Below are 17,198 nucleotides of genomic sequence, written 5' to 3'. Positions count from 1 at the left end.
ACAGTTTCGTTTCGGAATAAACTCATTCCAATTACAGACCACATAATAGCTTCTAGCGGTAACCGCCTTCTGCGAACAGTGGCAACTCCCGCATGTTCAAATGCTTGTTCAAGAATATCTGGGTCAAGAACCTGCTTAAGTTTGTCGAGTGTATGTACATCATCTAAAAAGGAGGACATATCATCGAAGTGTTGAATTAGAGACATAAAAAAATCCGATACTATTTCTAATATCGGATTGTGAAGCTATGAAAAGATCAGTCAAGTGATCATAAAAATATGCTTAACTGATCTGCATTATGCAAAATTGCAGGTTTTTTGTGTTTGAATAATTACTTTATAAGCGTGGTTTTAAGCTTGTTTAGGTCGGCTGGGTTTACAACCGGCCAATCGTTTTTCCAGCTCATCGGTAAAATTCGTAGCTTTTGTACGCCGTTATCGGCTGTTTCATAGGCGTGCAACACGAGGTAGTCTTTACCATCAAACGTGTAAGCGGCATTGTGACCAAGGGCTGCCCACTCTTTGTTACCTTCAATCACTAAGCTACCACCGCCATCAACCAGAGAGCGACCTTGCTGATCTAAATAAGGACCTTCAACGTTTTTACTGCGACCAACGCGAACATTGTAAGTACTTTCAATACCTTGACAGCATTTATCAAATGATACAAACAGATAGTAATAGCCATTCTTTTTAAAGATATAAGGCGCTTCAATTGGGCCATGCTCCGTGTTTGGACGGCTGGCAATGTGATGCCACTTTTCAGGCTGTGCTAAGCGCACCATGTCATCATCTAGTTGCACTAATTTTAAACCACCCCAAAACGAACCAAAGCTCATCCAAGGTGTGCCATTGTCATCTTCGATAATAGCTGGGTCGATAGCGTTCCAATCATCACGCTCAGGCACTGACTCAACCACAATACCGTAATCAATCCACTTGTAGTCAGGTGATGATGGGTCAAGAGTGTCGTTTACCGTTACACCAATTGCTGAGGTGTTTTTACCAAATGCAGAAACAGAGTAATATAGGTAAAACTTGCCATTTTTCTCGTACACATCCGGTGCCCACAGATGGCCACCGAAATTAGGTGACACGCGTTTTGCCCAGCTAGGCTCGTCTTTAAAGACGCGGCCAGTGAGTTTCCAGTTAGTTAAATCTTTTGATTCATAATAGGTAATGCCAGGGCCTGTACTAAATACATAATACGTGTCGCCTTCTTTGGCCATAACTGGATCGTGTACTTCTACCTGTTTTGCCGACACTGCAGCTGCTGAGATAAGTAGTCCAGTTGAAAGCCACTTCATTGCTCGTGTCACTTGGTGTGCGGGTCTCATGATCGAATACCTTTTTGTTGTTTTAACTTTTGTGTTCATTCGTCTACTATATAATATGTAATACAATATTAACAATAAAATAAAAGCGAAATACAGGACACATTATGCTCAAAAAATTATCGCGGCTTACGTTACTTACCGTGTTAAGCGCTTCGTCAGTGCCAGCCTTTGCTGATGCTAATAGTAGCAAGACCGTCGCGCCAATTGATAACCCTATTGTACTTAAGCGTGCCGATCCTTGGTTAGTGCGTGATGAAAAAACCGGATGTTATACCTTTATTGGTAGTTCACCGATGTTTGATGAAATTGAACTACGCCAAGCATGTCGCTTAAATGACTTAAAACTAGCCGAGCCAAAAGTTATTTGGCAAAAGCATGATAAAGGCCCTATGAGCGTTAACATTTGGGCGCCTGAGCTGCACCACATTGATGGCAGTTGGTACATTTACTTTGCGGCCGGTGACATTGAAAAGCCTTTTAGCATTCGTATGTATGCACTTAAAAATGACCACGTTGATCCTATGCAAGGCGACTGGCAAGAAATGGGGCAGGTTATGAGTCACCTAGATAGCTTCTCTCTTGATGCGACCAGTTTTACTCATAAAGGCAAACGCTACATGATTTGGGCACAGCAAAACCAGCCTGCCACATACAACTCGGCCTTGTGGTTAGCAGAAATGGACTCACCAACGTCAATTAAAGAGCCTGTTATCGCGATTACTGAGCCGACTCTTGAGTGGGAAGTACAAGGCTATAAAGTGAATGAGGGGGCTGCTGTAATAACGCGTGGAGATAAAATTTTTGTGACCTACTCGGCCAGTGCCACCGATCATCGTTATGCGATGGGCTTGCTATGGGCAAATGTAAATGATGATTTACTTGACCCTAAAAGTTGGCATAAAAAGCCAGAGCCTGTTTTTACTACCCACGCTGAAGTTGGTCGCTTTGGTCCGGGTCATAACAGCTTTGTAAAAGCGGAAGATGGCGTGACAGATTTGCTAATTTACCATAGCCGCGATTATAAAGAGCTGAAAGGCACGCCATTGACGGATCCAAATCGCCATGCGCGAGCACGCATTATTACATGGGATAAAGATGGGTTTCCTGTGTTTTCACCACAGCTAGCTGATTAAAAAATTTTTAAAAAAAGGGCGCCAATTGGCGCCCTACAACTTTGGGAACGAAATGTTTACCAAAAGCGGTAATATATAAAGGCAGTTATGCCTAAAATGCCCGCTGTATGGATGTAATCCCACTTATCTAAACCCTCGGCGACCTCTTTGAGTGTTGCTTTGTCTAGGCTTGAGAAAGTAAGGCCTTTTAATTGCTCTTCATCTGCTTGTTTAGTGAAAATACTCACCACAATCATAATTACGACAACCACAACAAACAGCAGGATACAGTAGTACAACCAGTTCATTGTCGTTATCCATGCAAACGATGAACCCGTTAAATCATCTTTAAAGGGTAATAATACTAAGCGGATCATACCCAGTACGAAACCAGACACAAGACCAACAAACCCCGCTGTTGGCGTTATGCGCTTACTACATAAGCCGAGTAAGAATACAGCCGCGATGCCTGGTGCAATTAATGATTGAACACTCTGTAGATATTCATAAAGTACATCGGCAATTAAGCTCATGACGGGTATCCACAACAGTCCGAGTACAACGATAACGATAGTGGCCATTCTGCCTACTTTTAGAAGGTGTTTTTCGCTTGATTCTGGCTTAAACTTTTTATAAAAGTCGATCGTAAATAAAGTGGCTGATGAATTGAATAGCGAAGCGAGCGAGCTCATCAGTGCTGCGACTAAGCCACCAATCACAATTCCTTTCACACCCGCAGGTAACAGCTCAGCGACTAACGTAGGAAATGCTTGGTCAGCGCTTTCGTAACTAATAATTCCTTTTGCATTCAGAGCGTAAGCAATCATGCCCGGCACTAAGAAAATAAACACAGGGAGGAGTTTTAAATAACCCGCAAACATCGTCCCGCGACGTGCTTCTTTAATCCCTTTCGCAGAGAGTACGCGTTGCACAATATACTGATCGGTACACCAATACCAAAAACCGATAATAAACGAGCCAAAGATAATCCCAGGCCAAGGGAATTCAGTGTCTGATGCGCTGCGAATAAGGTGCATATTAACGTCATTTAAGCGTTCAACTTCTGCCCAGCCGCCGACTTTATCAAGACCAACAACTAAAATGACCAGTGAACCAATGATCAACACTGGCGTTTGCAGCACCGAGGTCCACATAATGGCTTTCATGCCCCCTAGAACAGTATAAATCCCGGTGATCACCACTAAACCAATGGCAGAAATCCAAAAGAAATCGATACCCCAAATACTCTCAATTCCTAAAATGGTTTTAAAGGCGATACCACCGGCATACACGGTCACGGCGACTTTTGTTAATACGTAGCTGATTAATGAGATAACAGATAAGAAAGTTCGCGACTTAGAATTAAAGCGACGTTCTAGAAACTCAGGCATGGTGTAGACCTTGCTACTCCAATAGAAAGGCACAAAAATCCAACCGAGTAATAGAATAATCCACGACTGCATTTCCCAATGGGCGAGTGCCATACCTGATTGAGCGCCAGAACCAGATAATCCGACTAAATGTTCTGAGCCGATGTTTGATGCGAAAATAGAGGCACCAATTACTAACCAGCTTGCATTACGACCCGCCAAAAAGTAGTCAGCGGTGTCTTCTTCTTTTTGTCGCATAGACATGACGACAACGCCTAATAACAGGACAAAAAATCCTGCCAGCACTGCCCAGTCTAAGGTACTTAGTTCGACCATTGTGTGTTCCACCTAATTATGAAAGAGAATGTTGCTTTTTAATTGTCAGTTAAAAATATTATATTATAAATTGGGTGAGTGAAAGTGATTTGTTAAAATAAGGTGACACTGGATATATAAAAAAGTGACGATTACGCGCGGTTATAATAAGAGGTTCTGTCTTTTTAATGTTTTGTTATTGATTTTAATCAACTATTTGCAGGATGACGGAATAGCTTTATAGATGTATTATATTACCTAGATCTTTAGAGGAACACACATGGCGCGTTTAGAGAATTTGAACTTATCACAACAAGTTACCAATGAACTTGGTAAAGCAATTATTGTTGGTGATTATAATACTGAGACGGGGTTACCAACCGAAGCACAGTTGTGCGAAGTGTATGGTATAAGCCGCACAGCTGTTCGTGAAGCAGTTAAAATGTTGGCTGCAAAGGGATTAATTTCTTCTCGTCCACGACAAGGGATCCGTGTTGAACCGGCGGATAACTGGAACTTATACGACACCAGCGTATTAAAATGGTTACTTGAGAGCAGTCCGTCACTTTACGTACTGAAAGAGTTCTTGCAAGTACGCTTAGCTATTGAGCCACAAGCAGCGGCGTTGGCAGCACGAAAAGGTGACCAAGCTGCGATCGCTGAAATTAAAATGGCGCTTGATAAAATGCAAGCGGCTGCCGATGAACCTGAAGGCGTAATGCACGAGCCAGACCTTGCGTTCCACACGGCAATTTTGCACGCCAGTGGTAACCGTTTTTTCTATCAATTACGTGACTTTATTCGTACGGCATTGCATGTCAGTATTCAGCACACAACACCCGCTAAAGGTAATAAACAAGCCATCGCTGAAGAGCACTTTAAAGTGTATAACGCGATTGCCAGTGGTGACCCTGAGCGTGCGAAAAATATGATGACGTACATGATTGATGAAGCGATGGCGTTTATCGAAAAAGAAATTGCAGACAAAGAAGCTGCAGCTCAATAAGTTTCGCTACTCAACGTTGTAAATACTGTAAAAAAACAAAAGGTTATCATGCCAAATTCAAATGAGCTTAAAACAGTTTACGCCAGCCTTGCCGGAAAAAGTGTATTTATTACAGGCGGAGCGACGGGAATTGGTGAAGTAATGGTAACGCGCTTCTGTGAGCAAGGCGCAAAAGTCACCTTTGTTGATATTGCAAAGCAGCAAAGCGAGGCTTTGTGCGCAAAGCTTGCGGGTAAATATGAGTTTGATCCGCAGTTTATCTATTGTGATATTCGTGATGTTGAGGCATTGCAAGCCGCTATAGAGCAAACCCGTCAGCAACAGGGCGATATTGGGGTATTAATTAATAATGCAGCCGATGACACTCGCCATGCAGCAGAAAACATGGATGTAAAATATTGGGAAGACAAGTTTGCTGTTAACTTACGCCCTTGTTTCTTTTCTTCACAGGCTGTTGTGGCGCATATGCAGCGTTTAGGTGGGGGAAGTATTATTAATATGGGGTCGGTCAGTTGGCGTATTAAGCAAACAGGAATGCCTGCTTACACCACTGCTAAAGCGGGTATTGAAGGTCTGACGCGTTCTTTAGCGGCCTCGTATGGCAAAGACAATATTCGGGTTAATACCTTGGTTCCTGGATGGGTAATGACAGAGCGTCAAATTACTCATTGGTTAACCCCAGAGATGGTTGAAGACGTTCGTTTAAGCCAGTGTATAAACGAAACAATACAACCCGACCACATTGTTAATGCAGCATTATTTCTGGCTGCTGATGATAGTCGGATGATGACAGCACAATCATTAATCGTAGACGCAGGTTGGACTTAATTGCATTTATACATTGCAAAATGACTGACTTGCGATAAAATTTTTTCAATAAAACAAATGATACTATAATAATAAAATATGGGTTGGTATTGTTACCATCTCCCCTATTTTTCTAAGGTGGTAAGAAAGTTTGACCGACTTTGTACTCGTGTATGTAATTCTGATCATTGGTGCTTGCTTGCAAAGTGTTATTGGCTTTGGCCTTGGTATGCTGTGTGTGCCAGTTTTATATTGGTTAATGCCTGAACTGGTGCCTGGCCCTATGATTTTGAATGCACTCTTTTTAACTTCGGTGTTAATGATAAAGCACCGAGGGTCAATCGATATGAAACAGACGGGGATCTCAATAGTCGGTGGTGCAATGGGCGTAATATTCGCAGCGGCAGTGATGTGGTATGTGAATGCTAAGCAGTACCAGTTATTGCTCGGAGTGAGTATATTAGTCGTCGTCGCATTATCTATCATAGGTATGAAACCTAAAATATCGACCATAACGAGTTTATTAGCCTCTATGTCGTCGGGGTTTTTAGGAACCACCACCTCCGCTGGGGGCGCGCCGATGGGGCTGCTCTATCAAGCTGAGGATAAAGATAAAATAAAGGCCAACCTTAGTGCATTCTTTGTTTTCATTAACCTATTTGGCATTATTGTGCTGATGCTTACTGGCTCTGCTGATATGGGGGATGTAAAACTGTTTTTCTTTTGTCTGCCAGCAATCTTAATTGGCTGGGGACTGTCTTTTATAATTAATAACAACTTAAATGAAAGAGCAATTCGCAGCATCATACTGCTAGTCGCAGGCTTATCTGGCCTAGCACTTATTTTTATACACAGATAGAATGGTAAAAGTTCAGCTGTTTATTTAATGAAATTTATGCTCGATGCCACCCTAAAAATAATTATTTCTAGCCAATGCCAATTAGGCGAAGGTGCTTACTTTGCAAAAGCCCACAACTGCGTATTTTGGGTTGATATTTTGGGTCAGCGTTTATTTCGTTTGCACTGCCAAAGTATGCGGGTAAGTCAGTTTGCCATGCCAGAGCCCATTTGTTGGGTAATGGAAACGGAGCAAGGTGAGCTTGTTGCTGGGTTTGCGAAGGGCATCTATAAACTTAATAGCGAAGACTTTAGCCGCGAACTGCTTTACTCAATCGACAATGAGCCACAGCAAAACCGATTAAACGATGGTAAAACATCACGGCAAGGTTTTGGTTTTTTTGGCTCGATGGACTCTCAAGAACAAGCTCCGAGTGGAAAGTTATACCGCGTTGGTCATGGAAAGGCTCCTGAAGTCGTTGACCAACACTACACCATTAGTAATGGACCGGCGGTAAGTAAATGCGGGCAGTTTTTATACTCAACAGACTCTGAAAAACAAACTATCTATCGCTTCTCATTAAGTGCACAGGGCGAGCTTAGTAATAAGCATGCGTTTATCCGTTTTACCGATAGCATGGGTTACCCAGATGGCATGACGGTTGATAATGACGACCACTTATGGGTCGCAGCATGGAATGGTTATGGTGTTTATCGTTTTTCGCCACGCGGCGAGCAAGTGCAATTTTTACGTATTCCCGCACCACGTGTTACCAGTGTTGCATTTGTCGGAGAGGCACTTGAGCATGTGGCAATTACTACCGCAGCAGTCGGGTTGGATGAGTCGGTACTTGCTGATTACCCGCACAGCGGGGGCGTGTTTATTTTAAAGCCGGGTGTTAAAGGCATCGCTGAAACACCGCTTAAACTATAGATTTTCCATTACTTGGTAGCGTAATTCGCCAAGAAATGCCCGTGCTGCGGGACCCAGTTTGTCACCGTCTTTGAAGAGCAAATGTAACTTAGCACTGCGGCTACTGTTATGCGTTAAATTGAGCGCTTTCATTTGCCCTGCTGCGAGTTGTTTTTCAATCGCTATTTTTGGTAACCACGCAAAGCCTAGACCATTACTGATCATATCAATAGAGGTGCGTAAATGCGTTACCGTCCAACGTTGATCGGCACCTAGCCAGCCGCCATCTTGTTTGTGTTTATTCGCTGAGTCACGCACTACAATTTGTCGGTGTGATTTTAAATCTTCTAATGTTATTTCGCGGTCAATCGCATGCAAAGGGTGATCTGGATGCGCCACGGCAATAAATTCAATATTGCATAACTCTTCATGAAAGCCAGCCGCTATCGGAAAACCTGTAATGGCAATATCGACCTGATCATTTACAAGTAATTCATTGCCACCCATCAGCACAGATTCATGCAATTCGATACGCAGTTGTGGGTATTGCGAAGACGTGTCGTTAAGCACTTTATAAAGTAATTGCTGTGGAAAAATGGCATCAACTGCAATGCGCAGCTTGCTTTCGATACCTTCGCCGAGGGTTTGGCCAATCGCTTCGACTTTGGCAGCTTCATCGAGTAAATAATTGGCACGGCGTAGCATCATTTCACCGGCTTCTGTGAGCACCGTTTTACGCCCTTGAATAGTAAATAATTTTACATTGAGTGCCGATTCAATTTTGCCCACGGCATTATGAATACTCGACTGGCTTTTATGAATGCTTTGTGCGGCTTGATTAAAGCCACCAAACTCAACAACAGCACGAAACATGCGCCATTGCTCTAGGGTGATTCTTAGCATGGTATTCCTTTGCTAACGTGGTTACTTACTAATTAGTGCCTGTAAATGGATAGTACCTATAAATTGCAAAAAAGTTTACTTTTTAGCAAAGGGCAACTCAATATATTCAAGCTCATCACCGGGGATTTTAGCAAAGCGCTGTGCTTGCCAATCTTGTTTTGCTTGCTCGATACGCTCTTTGCTGTATGCAACAAAGTTCCAGTGTAAATAAGGAACTTTATTGAATTTACTGCCACCGAGTAAAATAAAGCGGCTATGCACATGGGTCGTAATTTCGTGTTCGCTGTCATCGAGTAGAACAAAATTGTCTTGAGTATAGCGAGTATCACCAATACTAACTTCACCATAAATTACATACACAGCGGTTTCATGATGAGGATGCGGTTTAGTAATATAACTGCCTTGCTCTGCTACTGTATCTAAATAAAACATAGGTGAGTAGCTTTTCACCGGGGAGCTCAAGCCATAGGCATCACCCACGATTAGTCGCATCAGCACTCCTTTTTCTATTTTTTCAGGCAGTTGCTGTTTTTTGATATGTTCAAATCGCGGTGCTATTTCGGTCATGCTCTCAGGCAAAGCAACCCAGCATTGCAGACCATTAATGTCGTGCTCGCTTGCACGCACTTCAAGGCTTTCTCTTTCTGAGTGCACTATACCGCGACCTGCGGTCATCCAGTTAACATCGCCAGGTTCTATTTGCAGGCTATTGCCTAGTGAATCGCGATGGTAAATACTGCCAGTAAACAAATAAGTGAGCGTTGAAAGGCCAATATGAGGATGAGGCCCCACATTTATGCCTTCACCGCGAGGAAAGTGATTCGGCCCCATGTGGTCAAAAAAGATAAATGGCCCAACCATTTTTTTGTCAAAATGCGGCAAGATGCGTTTTACATCGAGCCCACCAATATCGTGGCTGGTTGCTGTTAATAACTTTGCCATATTTGCGCTCCTTAAAAACAAACCCAGCCAACAACCTAGGTTATTGGCTGGGAGAAATGTTATGCCTGACTACGTTTTAACATTAGTTGATCTAGGCTGATTTTGCCTGCACCAACACTGGCTAATGCTAAAAAGCCACCTGCCATTGCAATGTTTTTGTAGAACATTAAAAATTGCATTTGATCATCAAGTTGAAAGTGGAATAACAAAGCACTGGCCAGGCTGAAACCAGCAAAAGCGACAGCGGTTAGTTGTGTTAAGAAGCCGAGTAAAATAAATAACCCGCCAACCATTTCAAAAGCAATGACAAATGGCAGTAAGAACTCTGGTAAACCAACGGATGCCATGTACTGTGCTGTTGCATCGAAAAACTCGATTTTACTAAAGCTGGTGAGTAAAAAGATGGCCGATAAACCAATACGTGCCAATAAAGTGCTAATATTTTGTAATTGTGGTTGAGCTGAGATTAAAGTAAAAAGTTTCATAGTAGGTATCCTGTTTAGTTAAGCTGTGTGTCTGCGATGAAGTAACTATAAATTCACTTTAAAAGAATTAAAAATAGTAAAATTAGCGCTTATTATTCTTTAAAAAAGAATCTTAAAGAAGATTCAATGTGAAGTTATTGTTATCAATAGGATTTTGTTTTTCTATGGCTGCAAGCAGCGTGGTGTTTGCTAATCAAAACTTACCCAATAGTCGTCATTATGAGTTATTAGTTTCAGATATAGCGGTGCAGCAAAGCTGGCAAGTTAAAGACATAATTAAAGGTTATGAGATGTGGGAATATCAAATAAACCTTAATAAAGGCAATACATTAAAGGTTGATTTTGCTCCTTCAAACTCTAGTAACTACTTTAATATTTTACCGAAAGGTAACCCAACCGCTTTGTATGTTGGCCCGGCAAAAGGTGATCATGCTGAGCTTAAAATTCCTGATGATGGCAATTATGTGATTTGGGTATTTTTGATGCGCAATGCCGCAGGCCGTGATGAGCATAGTAAATTTACAGAAGATATTAGCGTTATCAAAAGCCCATTAAATGGGATGCACCCAAGCTGGGATGTCGATGGAGATGGGCCAATGATTGCGAGAAAGACGGCAGCTGTGATCACACCGTTGACTACAGTCTTCCTCGAAAGTCGAATAAGGCCTCTTATAAGGCCTCATTAAGTGACTTATTCAGGCGCGACTTCAAGGGTGGTAAATAATGAGTAACGCACGTTATCGATATCTGCTTCTGTTGGTTTTTGATCAACAGATGCTTCAATCAGATACATATCAGCGTGTTCGAATGTCACGGTGAAGAAACCTTCACTATCGGTAGTAAGTTTTACTTCATCACGCGCATTACGGTAACGAGCACTGCCGCGTACAATCGCTAGCTCAACGTTAGCGGCAGGTTTTCCATCCATTAATAATTGGAATTTAGCCTCTTCACCTGCAAATAAATCGTTTGGATGCGTTGGGCCCGAAATCTCTAAGCCTTGGCCAAGTAATGTGGGTTTAGAAGTGCCGTTACGGCTTACAAAGGTATCAACGGTTGCGATTGACTTAATCGTGCGTACTTCGGTTGCACCAGCAGGAAGATCAGCGTCTTTTTTACCTGTAAATACACGACCACGGTTGCCGTCTTTATCTTTGTAGAATGTCATTAGCAGGGGCTTTTGCTGCATCGCAATATGGTACGTCCCATCTTGCGATAAGCTAACGGCCGCTGAGTTTTTACGTTTTAGGTAGTACGCGCGAATCTTCTCTTCTACAGGCTTACCGTTTGGCGCAAGGGCGATTAATAAGTTGTCATCATATTCTGCGCCTTGTTCATTTGGGCGGTAGGCTTTGTCTGGGCTAAACAACTCGTTTGAAATACTGGCATCAATCATCACATAATGTGTTTTTTCACCCGATAAAGAGGTGTGCGATGGCATTAACCAACGAGCGTGTGCCTGTGCGTAACTTGATGCAAGTGCGGTGAACGTAACGGCACCGATTAGGGCCGTTTTTAATAATTTTAATTTCATTGTTTATCCTTAATTGCTAGTAATAGTAACGAAGCTAGTCGCGAATTCTTTTTCGCCAGCGAGAGTGACTTTGCCATCTTTTGTTAAGTCGATTTCAACACGGCTGTAATCACGGCCACCTTCTTCACGTACAACTTCCACATTGAGTAAATATTTACCGGGTTTAACGGGGTTACCTTTTAAATCCTTACCGTGCCACTCAATGGTGTAAGTACCAGGACGTTTTGTGGCACCTGTTACGCCGTCGAAGTTATCGTTACTGCGACCTGCTTTACGCCACCACTGACGTAAGTCTTTAAACCACTCTGCTTTTTCAACCCAAAGTGCCACTGTGGTTACATGTTTACGTTCTGGGGTTTCAAGCCAAAGCGCAACATATGGACGGTGATAAGGGGATACATCAAGCTCAGGCAAAGTGAACTCAACGGTGAGGTTGGCGTCTTTGGCAAAGCTAAGTGGGCTGAATAAACAGCTGAACAGTAGAGCAAGTAGTAAGTGGGCTTGTTTCATTAAGATACTCCTTTAAGTTGAGGCACCCAAACTAGATAAATAACCAGAGGTGTGACGACACCAAACAGTGTTAGCCAAAGCCCTGAGGTACGCTTTTTACGGTTTTGAAATAAAATAAATAAGCCAGTTATAGCGAAGATGATCATTAATACTGCTGAGATATCAATTACCCAGCTCCATGCCTCGCCTGTATGACGGCCTTTGTGCAAATCACCAATAAGGCTCATAACCCCACCTGTTTGGTAGTCAAGATTGAGCTCTCCCGTTTGAAAGTCGATTTCGGCATAAGCAAACCCTGCAGGCAACGGGTAGTCGAGCATGACTAGTGCGTCTTGTTTTTCCCATTCAATGCTTTTTACATTCTGCAGAGAAAACTGATCTGCCATATAGCGTTCAATTTCAGGGTAAAGAGTGGGTAATGCATTAAGGTTCTGCTGTGCTTTTTCGAAGAGCTGTGCAGAAATGAGCACGTGGGTTTGACCATTATGTTTGTCATTTTCAAGCCAACTTACGTGATTGAGGATGATGCCGCTGATACAAAATAAGATCAGTAGAAAAAATAGCGCGGTTGATAAATAAATATGTAAGGCACGGCTAACGCTATAAAACATGCGTTTATTGAAAGAGAACATAATGTAAGGTACTTGTTATTGATGCTCACATGATAATAGTTCGTATTATTAATAACAAGTGCGTTTACGTTCTTTACATTCGAGCAGTTAATACTGAATAGCGAGGTACGCAATAATGGCGAGTTGTGAGGTAAACAGGCTAGCAAGTAGCATTAATTGCAGCCGAGTGGATATGTTAAGTTGGATCAGCGTCGGATGATTAGGCTTTGAGGGACGATTGATTAAATAGCCCAACACGCACACCTCGATAACAGCTACAAGATACATAACCCAAATCGGTGCTGCGCTTTGCAGTAAGAAGAAATAGCCCACGGCCATGCCAAGGCCAGCTAAAAATTTTGCTCTTAGCGGAACCACTTTATAGAGCTGCCAATATCGAAGTGATTCGCCATACCGAGGATGATTTAATAGCCAAGCAGACAAAGCGGGAGAAGAGCGTGTAAAACAGCCCAAAGCAAGAATAAAGAAAATAGTTGTGGGCATCACAGGGAGTGCAATACCTATGATACCTAAGCCAACCATCAATAATCCAAGTAATTGATAGCAGCCATTTTTATAGGCGGTAAATACCGTTCTTACATTCATCAATATAATTGAGCCTGATAAAACTGAAAATGCGGTGATGCATATTTTGCAAAATCATACATTTATTCTGCGTTACTTTTAACTGTAGCTCAGCTAACGTTTTTTACCTAATGTTGCTCGAAGAACGTTTAAGGTGTGAATGACATAATAAGTTGTGAGATAGCAGGTGTTTATTTTAACTAATTAATTTTTAGCACTTAGCAAAACAAAGCAAATAATCACGTCCCTGCTTTGTTTTGTTAGCAGCATTAACAGTATGCTGCTTTTGAAGGACGTGAAAGTATGTATGCAATAACCAGCACTTTTATTATCCCTACGGTGCATATCAACCACCCCGAAGGTAAGGTAAATAGCAGCATGAGATAACTTACACTAATTCCCATTATCGCTAACATTTTTGCTTTTATAGGGATTAATTTATGTTTTTGCCATAGCCGTAGCGTTTCACCAAATCGAGGATGATTTAGCAACTTTTCAGCGAGTGTGGGTGATGCTCGGTTGAAGCATGCAAGTGCGATAATAAGGAACACTGTGGTTGGCATCACCGGTAAAAAAACACCGGCGATGCCCAGGCTCACAAACAAATAACCACATACTTTAAGAGCGGTATTCTTATAATGTGTGAAAGCCTTATTTTGATTCATGAGTAAATGTGAGCTTGAAAACGTTGAAAGCGAATAAATGCTTGGCGTGCTCCTTCTATAAGGGCATGTTCTTGCTGTGCTGTTAGTTGCAGATTATCAATAAATTGCACCAGTTCGCGCCACGCACTACCCCGACCAGCCCCTGGGCCTGTTAAGTAGCGTCCACCGTGACTTGCATCATAATTAAGATGCGTTTTCAGGTGTTTTCCAAGCATTGCTGCGCCGACTTTTGAGCCTTCGACGACATATAACCAACCTATTGCTGTAGCAAAGTCGGTTTTATCAGAAATATGTGGCTGTAAATATGCTTTTGGTAACGGTGTTTCCAAGTCTATAAAGTCTTGCTCCAACAGGTCTAAACGACGTCGTGAGGCTAAATTTGAAATCGTTTTTGTAAGCTCAGGATGCGTGTAAAGTGCACTTACATCATTTAAAAAATAATACTGCAAGTTCAAAAAAGAGAGGTAACTAGATGTATCAGCAAATGGATTTTGTGCCATGATACTTTTATCAACATGGTGATGAACATCGGCTGTTGCTGCTCTTAAGGTATGTGAGCGTGACGGGGTTGAGACATGAATAGTCATACTAATTCCAACAAAAATAACAATAAAAAATAACGGCAGCGATAAAACTGGCCACCGCCGTGTCAATCGAACAAAGTCAATTTACAATTTGATCTCTACACCTAATGTGATTGTTTTTCCGGGTTCTGGCATAGCAACGACAGAACCTGTTGAGACCTTATATTGGTCTGTTAAGTTAGTGATGGCGGCATAACCACTTAGGCTTTCACTTAAGGTATAGTCAATGTAAAAATCAAGCTGATAACCTGCAGGTATAAACTCTAATGCATCAACACCTGTGCCTGATAAAAAGCCACCAGGGTGATGTTTTTCAGAGTGTTTTTTGTAAATGAAGCCAGTATCAACGTCTCCCTCAAATAAGCGGGTACCCAGTGTTGCAACGTAGCTTTTCTCAGGTGGGATCCTCAGTGGTGTTAGGCTGCCAAGAAACCCTTCACTGTTACAACGCTCGGCTTCCCCAATATCTGCTAACTTATTTGAGCACATCTCGACATCTTGATAATTGATCATCGATGCGGATGCATATAAGTACGGGCTTTGATAATTCAGCTTAAACTCCATACCGGGTAAAGTGAAAGAATCATAATTTGTAAATGAATACGTGCGCTGCCATGAATGTGTATTGTGTTCTGTTTTTGGCATATTGGCAGTGGCAAGCATACTGTCTATTTTTGTGTGGAAATAGTTTGCAGTCATAGTGAGCGTATCATTTTCGTTTAGTAAGGCTGCAAACGTGCTTTCTAATCCTATTTCGTATGAATTCGTTTTTTCTGGTTCAATAGGGTGCTCTGGCGAATATGAAAACACTTCATTAGAGACAGTACCTTCGTACAAGCTTGGCATTCTGTACGCTTGACTGTATTTTGCTTTCAGCACCGTATTACTCAACACGTGATAATGCAGCTGAGCGGTCAAGTCTGTCTTTAGATCAAAGTGCTGAGTTAAATGTGTTTGATTATCGGTGATTTTTGCATCGTGGAGGTTCGCGTTAAATACTAGCTCAAGTTGGTTTAAATCAACTTGTGTATTAGCAAACATGCTGTTGGCTGTTCGTTTTCCATCTCGCGAAGTGGGTAATTTTGTGTGAAAGGTACTTTCATAACCGGGTTTTGGAGCCAACTTTTCCGCTTGCCATGAGTAACCTGTTGTTAATATGACCGGTGTGTGTGGATTTAGTTTGAATGACGCTACGTTATAGGCACTAAACCCATGTCGTGTATTAGAATACTGATGTAAATATTGCAGCGCACTTCGACCGTAGTTTGATGCTAACCCATTGTATTGATGTAATTTTGCATGTGTTTTCCATACATTAACTTTTACATCAACGAACGAATTATTGGTTGGCAAATAATGATAAACAGCACTTACGCTATTCACATGTGCAGTGCCTTGTTGCCATTGCGGCATTGCTTCTTCGCCTTCGGGTAGTGTTTGCCATTCGCCGTCAGGAGATTGAATATAGTCACCAGCTTCAAATTTATACCAATAAGAAGCAAGCATTTCTCCTGCTTTTTGTTGGTGATGGCGAGTGTTTACTTCAAGGGTATGTTCATCATTTAAGTCATAACTAAACTTGGCTAGGTAAGATTCACTTTCGAAACTCGTATTGACGACTTCTGCACCTGGATTGACTGGCGGTAATATTTCCCATGTTCCCCAAGAACTACTTTGCGTCTCTATGAATTTTTCAAAGCCATTACTCCCAGCAAAATAATTCCCCGTTTTTTTGTCGCTAAATGCAAATACTGCGCTAAAGTTATCGCTTTTGTACGCCGTCGCCAGCATGATGCTACCATTCTCAAAGTCACTGGAATTATGACTATTATCAACGCGATAATAATTTTGTTGAGTTGCATCATCGCTGACCGTCGGCATGGCATTATTGTTATAAGTTTTTAATTTTACTAATGCGCCTAACGGTTCACCGTTTTTTAAAACATCATGTGGATTTAATGTACTGATGTTGACGGTGCCACCAATAGCGCCTGAGCCAAATGGCGAGACTTTTGCCGAAGCGCCTTTTTCTATATTTACAGTGCTAATTAAATCTGAATCAATGTAGGTGCGATCAGATGTTCCCATGTAACCACGATTCGTATGGGTAGACTGCAAGCTGCCATCGATAAAAATAGGCACTCTCCCTTCACCTTGAACCCCCCGAATGCCAATATCTAATGCGCCAGCTTCATTACGAATATTATTTGCTTCAATCCCCGTGAATGTTGAAAAAATATCGGCATTTGCATTACCACGAGTTCGGTCAATATCATCGCGATCGAGTTGTAGCTGTTCTCCTTTTACGGTGATAACTTCTATTGATTTGTCATTTACTTTCTTTGCTAATGATTGAGTGCTATAGCCTAACAAGGAAACAGGTAGGGCTAGTAAAATACTTAAACTTAAAAGACGTCTTTTCACAATAAATCTGATGGAAACTAAAAGGTGCACACATGATAATGATTTTTATTTGTGTTTTAGGTGTTTGTATTTCATTTTGAGTCAGATCAGACCAGTCTAAATGTGGGGATATCTTTTTTTATAACACTTAACGAACACAATTCACTAAAAAGCCACAATGGTTCGTTGATTTGGTGCTCAATAGAGTGAATAGGTAAAAGGTAGAACGGTGTCGCGGTGTAAAAGAAGCGTAAGGGGAGTTAACTCCCCTTGATTTATA

The 17,198-nt window shown here is 41.9% G+C and carries 18 protein-coding genes and 1 pseudogene; 6 read left to right on the top strand and 13 right to left on the bottom strand.

Annotated features, from left to right (window positions below; translation table 11 throughout):
- The coding region (locus BWD47_RS15270) for a transposase domain-containing protein (protein WP_178387093.1) at positions 1-206 on the bottom strand (206 nt) is incomplete at its 3' end.
- A 125-nt stretch (positions 207-331) separates the two neighbouring features.
- On the bottom strand, positions 332-1,336 hold the full coding sequence (locus BWD47_RS15265) for an arabinan endo-1,5-alpha-L-arabinosidase (RefSeq protein ID WP_036973614.1): 1,005 nt from the start codon (positions 1,334-1,336) through the stop codon (positions 332-334).
- A gap of 104 nt (positions 1,337-1,440) precedes the next feature.
- On the opposite strand from BWD47_RS15265, the gene BWD47_RS15260 reads away from it, so the two are divergent.
- Complete coding sequence (locus tag BWD47_RS15260; RefSeq protein WP_036973613.1) at positions 1,441-2,469, top strand: family 43 glycosylhydrolase; 1,029 nt, start codon at positions 1,441-1,443, stop codon at positions 2,467-2,469.
- Between the two features lie 56 nt (positions 2,470-2,525).
- Here BWD47_RS15260 and BWD47_RS15255 read toward each other — a convergent pair whose 3' ends face one another.
- On the bottom strand, positions 2,526-4,154 hold the full coding sequence (locus BWD47_RS15255; RefSeq protein WP_036973612.1) for a sodium:solute symporter: 1,629 nt from the start codon (positions 4,152-4,154) through the stop codon (positions 2,526-2,528).
- Between the two features lie 259 nt (positions 4,155-4,413).
- Here BWD47_RS15255 and BWD47_RS15250 point away from each other — a divergent pair, with 259 nt between their 5' ends.
- The 4 genes from BWD47_RS15250 to BWD47_RS15235 all read left to right on the top strand — a co-directional run bounded on the left by BWD47_RS15250 (position 4,414) and on the right by BWD47_RS15235 (position 7,717).
- A complete protein-coding gene (locus BWD47_RS15250) occupies positions 4,414-5,139 on the top strand; it encodes a FadR/GntR family transcriptional regulator (protein ID WP_036973611.1) in 726 nt (241 codons plus the stop codon).
- 48 nt (positions 5,140-5,187) lie between these two features.
- Entirely contained in the window at positions 5,188-5,967 is a 780-nt protein-coding gene (locus BWD47_RS15245) for an SDR family NAD(P)-dependent oxidoreductase (RefSeq protein WP_036973609.1), read from the top strand.
- 130 nt (positions 5,968-6,097) lie between these two features.
- Entirely contained in the window at positions 6,098-6,805 is a 708-nt protein-coding gene (locus BWD47_RS15240) for a sulfite exporter TauE/SafE family protein (RefSeq protein ID WP_036973607.1), read from the top strand.
- A 27-nt stretch (positions 6,806-6,832) separates the two neighbouring features.
- Complete coding sequence (locus BWD47_RS15235; RefSeq protein ID WP_227006793.1) at positions 6,833-7,717, top strand: SMP-30/gluconolactonase/LRE family protein; 885 nt, start codon at positions 6,833-6,835, stop codon at positions 7,715-7,717.
- Here the strand turns inward: BWD47_RS15235 and BWD47_RS15230 are convergent.
- From BWD47_RS15230 to BWD47_RS15220, 3 genes are all read right to left on the bottom strand, one after another.
- The gene (locus tag BWD47_RS15230) at positions 7,712-8,599 is read right to left on the bottom strand and encodes a LysR family transcriptional regulator (protein WP_036973605.1); all 888 of its coding nucleotides are present in this window, start codon (positions 8,597-8,599) and stop codon (positions 7,712-7,714) included. The genes BWD47_RS15235 and BWD47_RS15230 overlap by 6 nt on opposite strands.
- Before the next feature lie 75 nt (positions 8,600-8,674).
- Entirely contained in the window at positions 8,675-9,541 is an 867-nt protein-coding gene (locus BWD47_RS15225; RefSeq protein ID WP_036973604.1) for a pirin family protein, read from the bottom strand.
- A gap of 59 nt (positions 9,542-9,600) precedes the next feature.
- A complete protein-coding gene (locus BWD47_RS15220; RefSeq protein ID WP_036973603.1) occupies positions 9,601-10,026 on the bottom strand; it encodes a DoxX family protein in 426 nt (141 codons plus the stop codon).
- Between the two features lie 164 nt (positions 10,027-10,190).
- Between BWD47_RS15220 and BWD47_RS15215 the strand changes: the two genes are divergently transcribed.
- On the top strand, positions 10,191-10,712 hold the full coding sequence (locus tag BWD47_RS15215; protein ID WP_051501945.1) for a hypothetical protein: 522 nt from the start codon (positions 10,191-10,193) through the stop codon (positions 10,710-10,712).
- A gap of 5 nt (positions 10,713-10,717) precedes the next feature.
- On the opposite strand, the gene BWD47_RS15210 is transcribed toward BWD47_RS15215, so the two are convergent.
- From BWD47_RS15210 to BWD47_RS15180, 7 genes and pseudogenes are all read right to left on the bottom strand, one after another.
- Complete coding sequence (locus tag BWD47_RS15210; RefSeq protein ID WP_036973602.1) at positions 10,718-11,560, bottom strand: DUF4198 domain-containing protein; 843 nt, start codon at positions 11,558-11,560, stop codon at positions 10,718-10,720.
- 9 nt (positions 11,561-11,569) lie between these two features.
- Positions 11,570-12,070 (bottom strand): DUF2271 domain-containing protein, encoded by a 501-nt coding sequence (locus BWD47_RS15205; protein ID WP_036973601.1) that lies wholly within the window; start codon positions 12,068-12,070, stop codon positions 11,570-11,572.
- Positions 12,070-12,702, bottom strand: a complete 633-nt coding sequence (locus BWD47_RS15200; RefSeq protein WP_065979485.1) for a PepSY-associated TM helix domain-containing protein — start codon at positions 12,700-12,702, stop codon at positions 12,070-12,072. Before BWD47_RS15200 ends, BWD47_RS15205 begins: the two co-directional genes overlap by 1 nt.
- Before the next feature lie 201 nt (positions 12,703-12,903).
- Positions 12,904-13,287 (bottom strand): annotated as a pseudogene (locus tag BWD47_RS15195) (YbaN family protein); the annotation flags it as partial.
- A gap of 248 nt (positions 13,288-13,535) precedes the next feature.
- A complete protein-coding gene (locus BWD47_RS15190) occupies positions 13,536-13,931 on the bottom strand; it encodes a YbaN family protein (RefSeq protein WP_065979483.1) in 396 nt (131 codons plus the stop codon).
- Entirely contained in the window at positions 13,928-14,518 is a 591-nt protein-coding gene (locus BWD47_RS15185) for a biliverdin-producing heme oxygenase (RefSeq protein ID WP_065979482.1), read from the bottom strand. Before BWD47_RS15185 ends, BWD47_RS15190 begins: the two co-directional genes overlap by 4 nt.
- Positions 14,519-14,599: 81 nt before the next feature.
- Entirely contained in the window at positions 14,600-16,939 is a 2,340-nt protein-coding gene (locus BWD47_RS15180; protein WP_065979481.1) for a TonB-dependent receptor plug domain-containing protein, read from the bottom strand.
- Positions 16,940-17,198 lie beyond the last annotated feature (259 nt).

Origin of the sequence: Pseudoalteromonas sp. PAB 2.2 (genome assembly GCF_001938575.1) — a bacterium.
GTDB classification, from domain to species: domain Bacteria; phylum Pseudomonadota; class Gammaproteobacteria; order Enterobacterales; family Alteromonadaceae; genus Pseudoalteromonas; species Pseudoalteromonas lipolytica.
Note: the sequence above shows the minus strand (reverse complement) of the source record. Positions and strands in the feature narration are given on the sequence as shown.

What these genes read in the sequence shown, in the direction of transcription:
- BWD47_RS15265 (WP_036973614.1), bottom strand. Translation starts at nt 1,336, where the DNA reads ATGAGACCCGCACACCAAGTGACACGAGCAATGAAGTGGCTTTCAACT.
- BWD47_RS15260 (WP_036973613.1), top strand. Translation starts at nt 1,441, where the DNA reads ATGCTCAAAAAATTATCGCGGCTTACGTTACTTACCGTGTTAAGCGCT.
- BWD47_RS15255 (WP_036973612.1), bottom strand. Translation starts at nt 4,154, where the DNA reads ATGGTCGAACTAAGTACCTTAGACTGGGCAGTGCTGGCAGGATTTTTT.
- BWD47_RS15250 (WP_036973611.1), top strand. Translation starts at nt 4,414, where the DNA reads ATGGCGCGTTTAGAGAATTTGAACTTATCACAACAAGTTACCAATGAA.
- BWD47_RS15245 (WP_036973609.1), top strand. Translation starts at nt 5,188, where the DNA reads ATGCCAAATTCAAATGAGCTTAAAACAGTTTACGCCAGCCTTGCCGGA.
- BWD47_RS15235 (WP_227006793.1), top strand. Translation starts at nt 6,833, where the DNA reads ATGAAATTTATGCTCGATGCCACCCTAAAAATAATTATTTCTAGCCAA.
- BWD47_RS15230 (WP_036973605.1), bottom strand. Translation starts at nt 8,599, where the DNA reads ATGCTAAGAATCACCCTAGAGCAATGGCGCATGTTTCGTGCTGTTGTT.
- BWD47_RS15225 (WP_036973604.1), bottom strand. Translation starts at nt 9,541, where the DNA reads ATGGCAAAGTTATTAACAGCAACCAGCCACGATATTGGTGGGCTCGAT.
- BWD47_RS15220 (WP_036973603.1), bottom strand. Translation starts at nt 10,026, where the DNA reads ATGAAACTTTTTACTTTAATCTCAGCTCAACCACAATTACAAAATATT.
- BWD47_RS15215 (WP_051501945.1), top strand. Translation starts at nt 10,191, where the DNA reads ATGGCTGCAAGCAGCGTGGTGTTTGCTAATCAAAACTTACCCAATAGT.
- BWD47_RS15210 (WP_036973602.1), bottom strand. Translation starts at nt 11,560, where the DNA reads ATGAAATTAAAATTATTAAAAACGGCCCTAATCGGTGCCGTTACGTTC.
- BWD47_RS15205 (WP_036973601.1), bottom strand. Translation starts at nt 12,070, where the DNA reads ATGAAACAAGCCCACTTACTACTTGCTCTACTGTTCAGCTGTTTATTC.
- BWD47_RS15200 (WP_065979485.1), bottom strand. Translation starts at nt 12,702, where the DNA reads ATGTTCTCTTTCAATAAACGCATGTTTTATAGCGTTAGCCGTGCCTTA.
- BWD47_RS15190 (WP_065979483.1), bottom strand. Translation starts at nt 13,931, where the DNA reads ATGAATCAAAATAAGGCTTTCACACATTATAAGAATACCGCTCTTAAA.
- BWD47_RS15185 (WP_065979482.1), bottom strand. Translation starts at nt 14,518, where the DNA reads ATGACTATTCATGTCTCAACCCCGTCACGCTCACATACCTTAAGAGCA.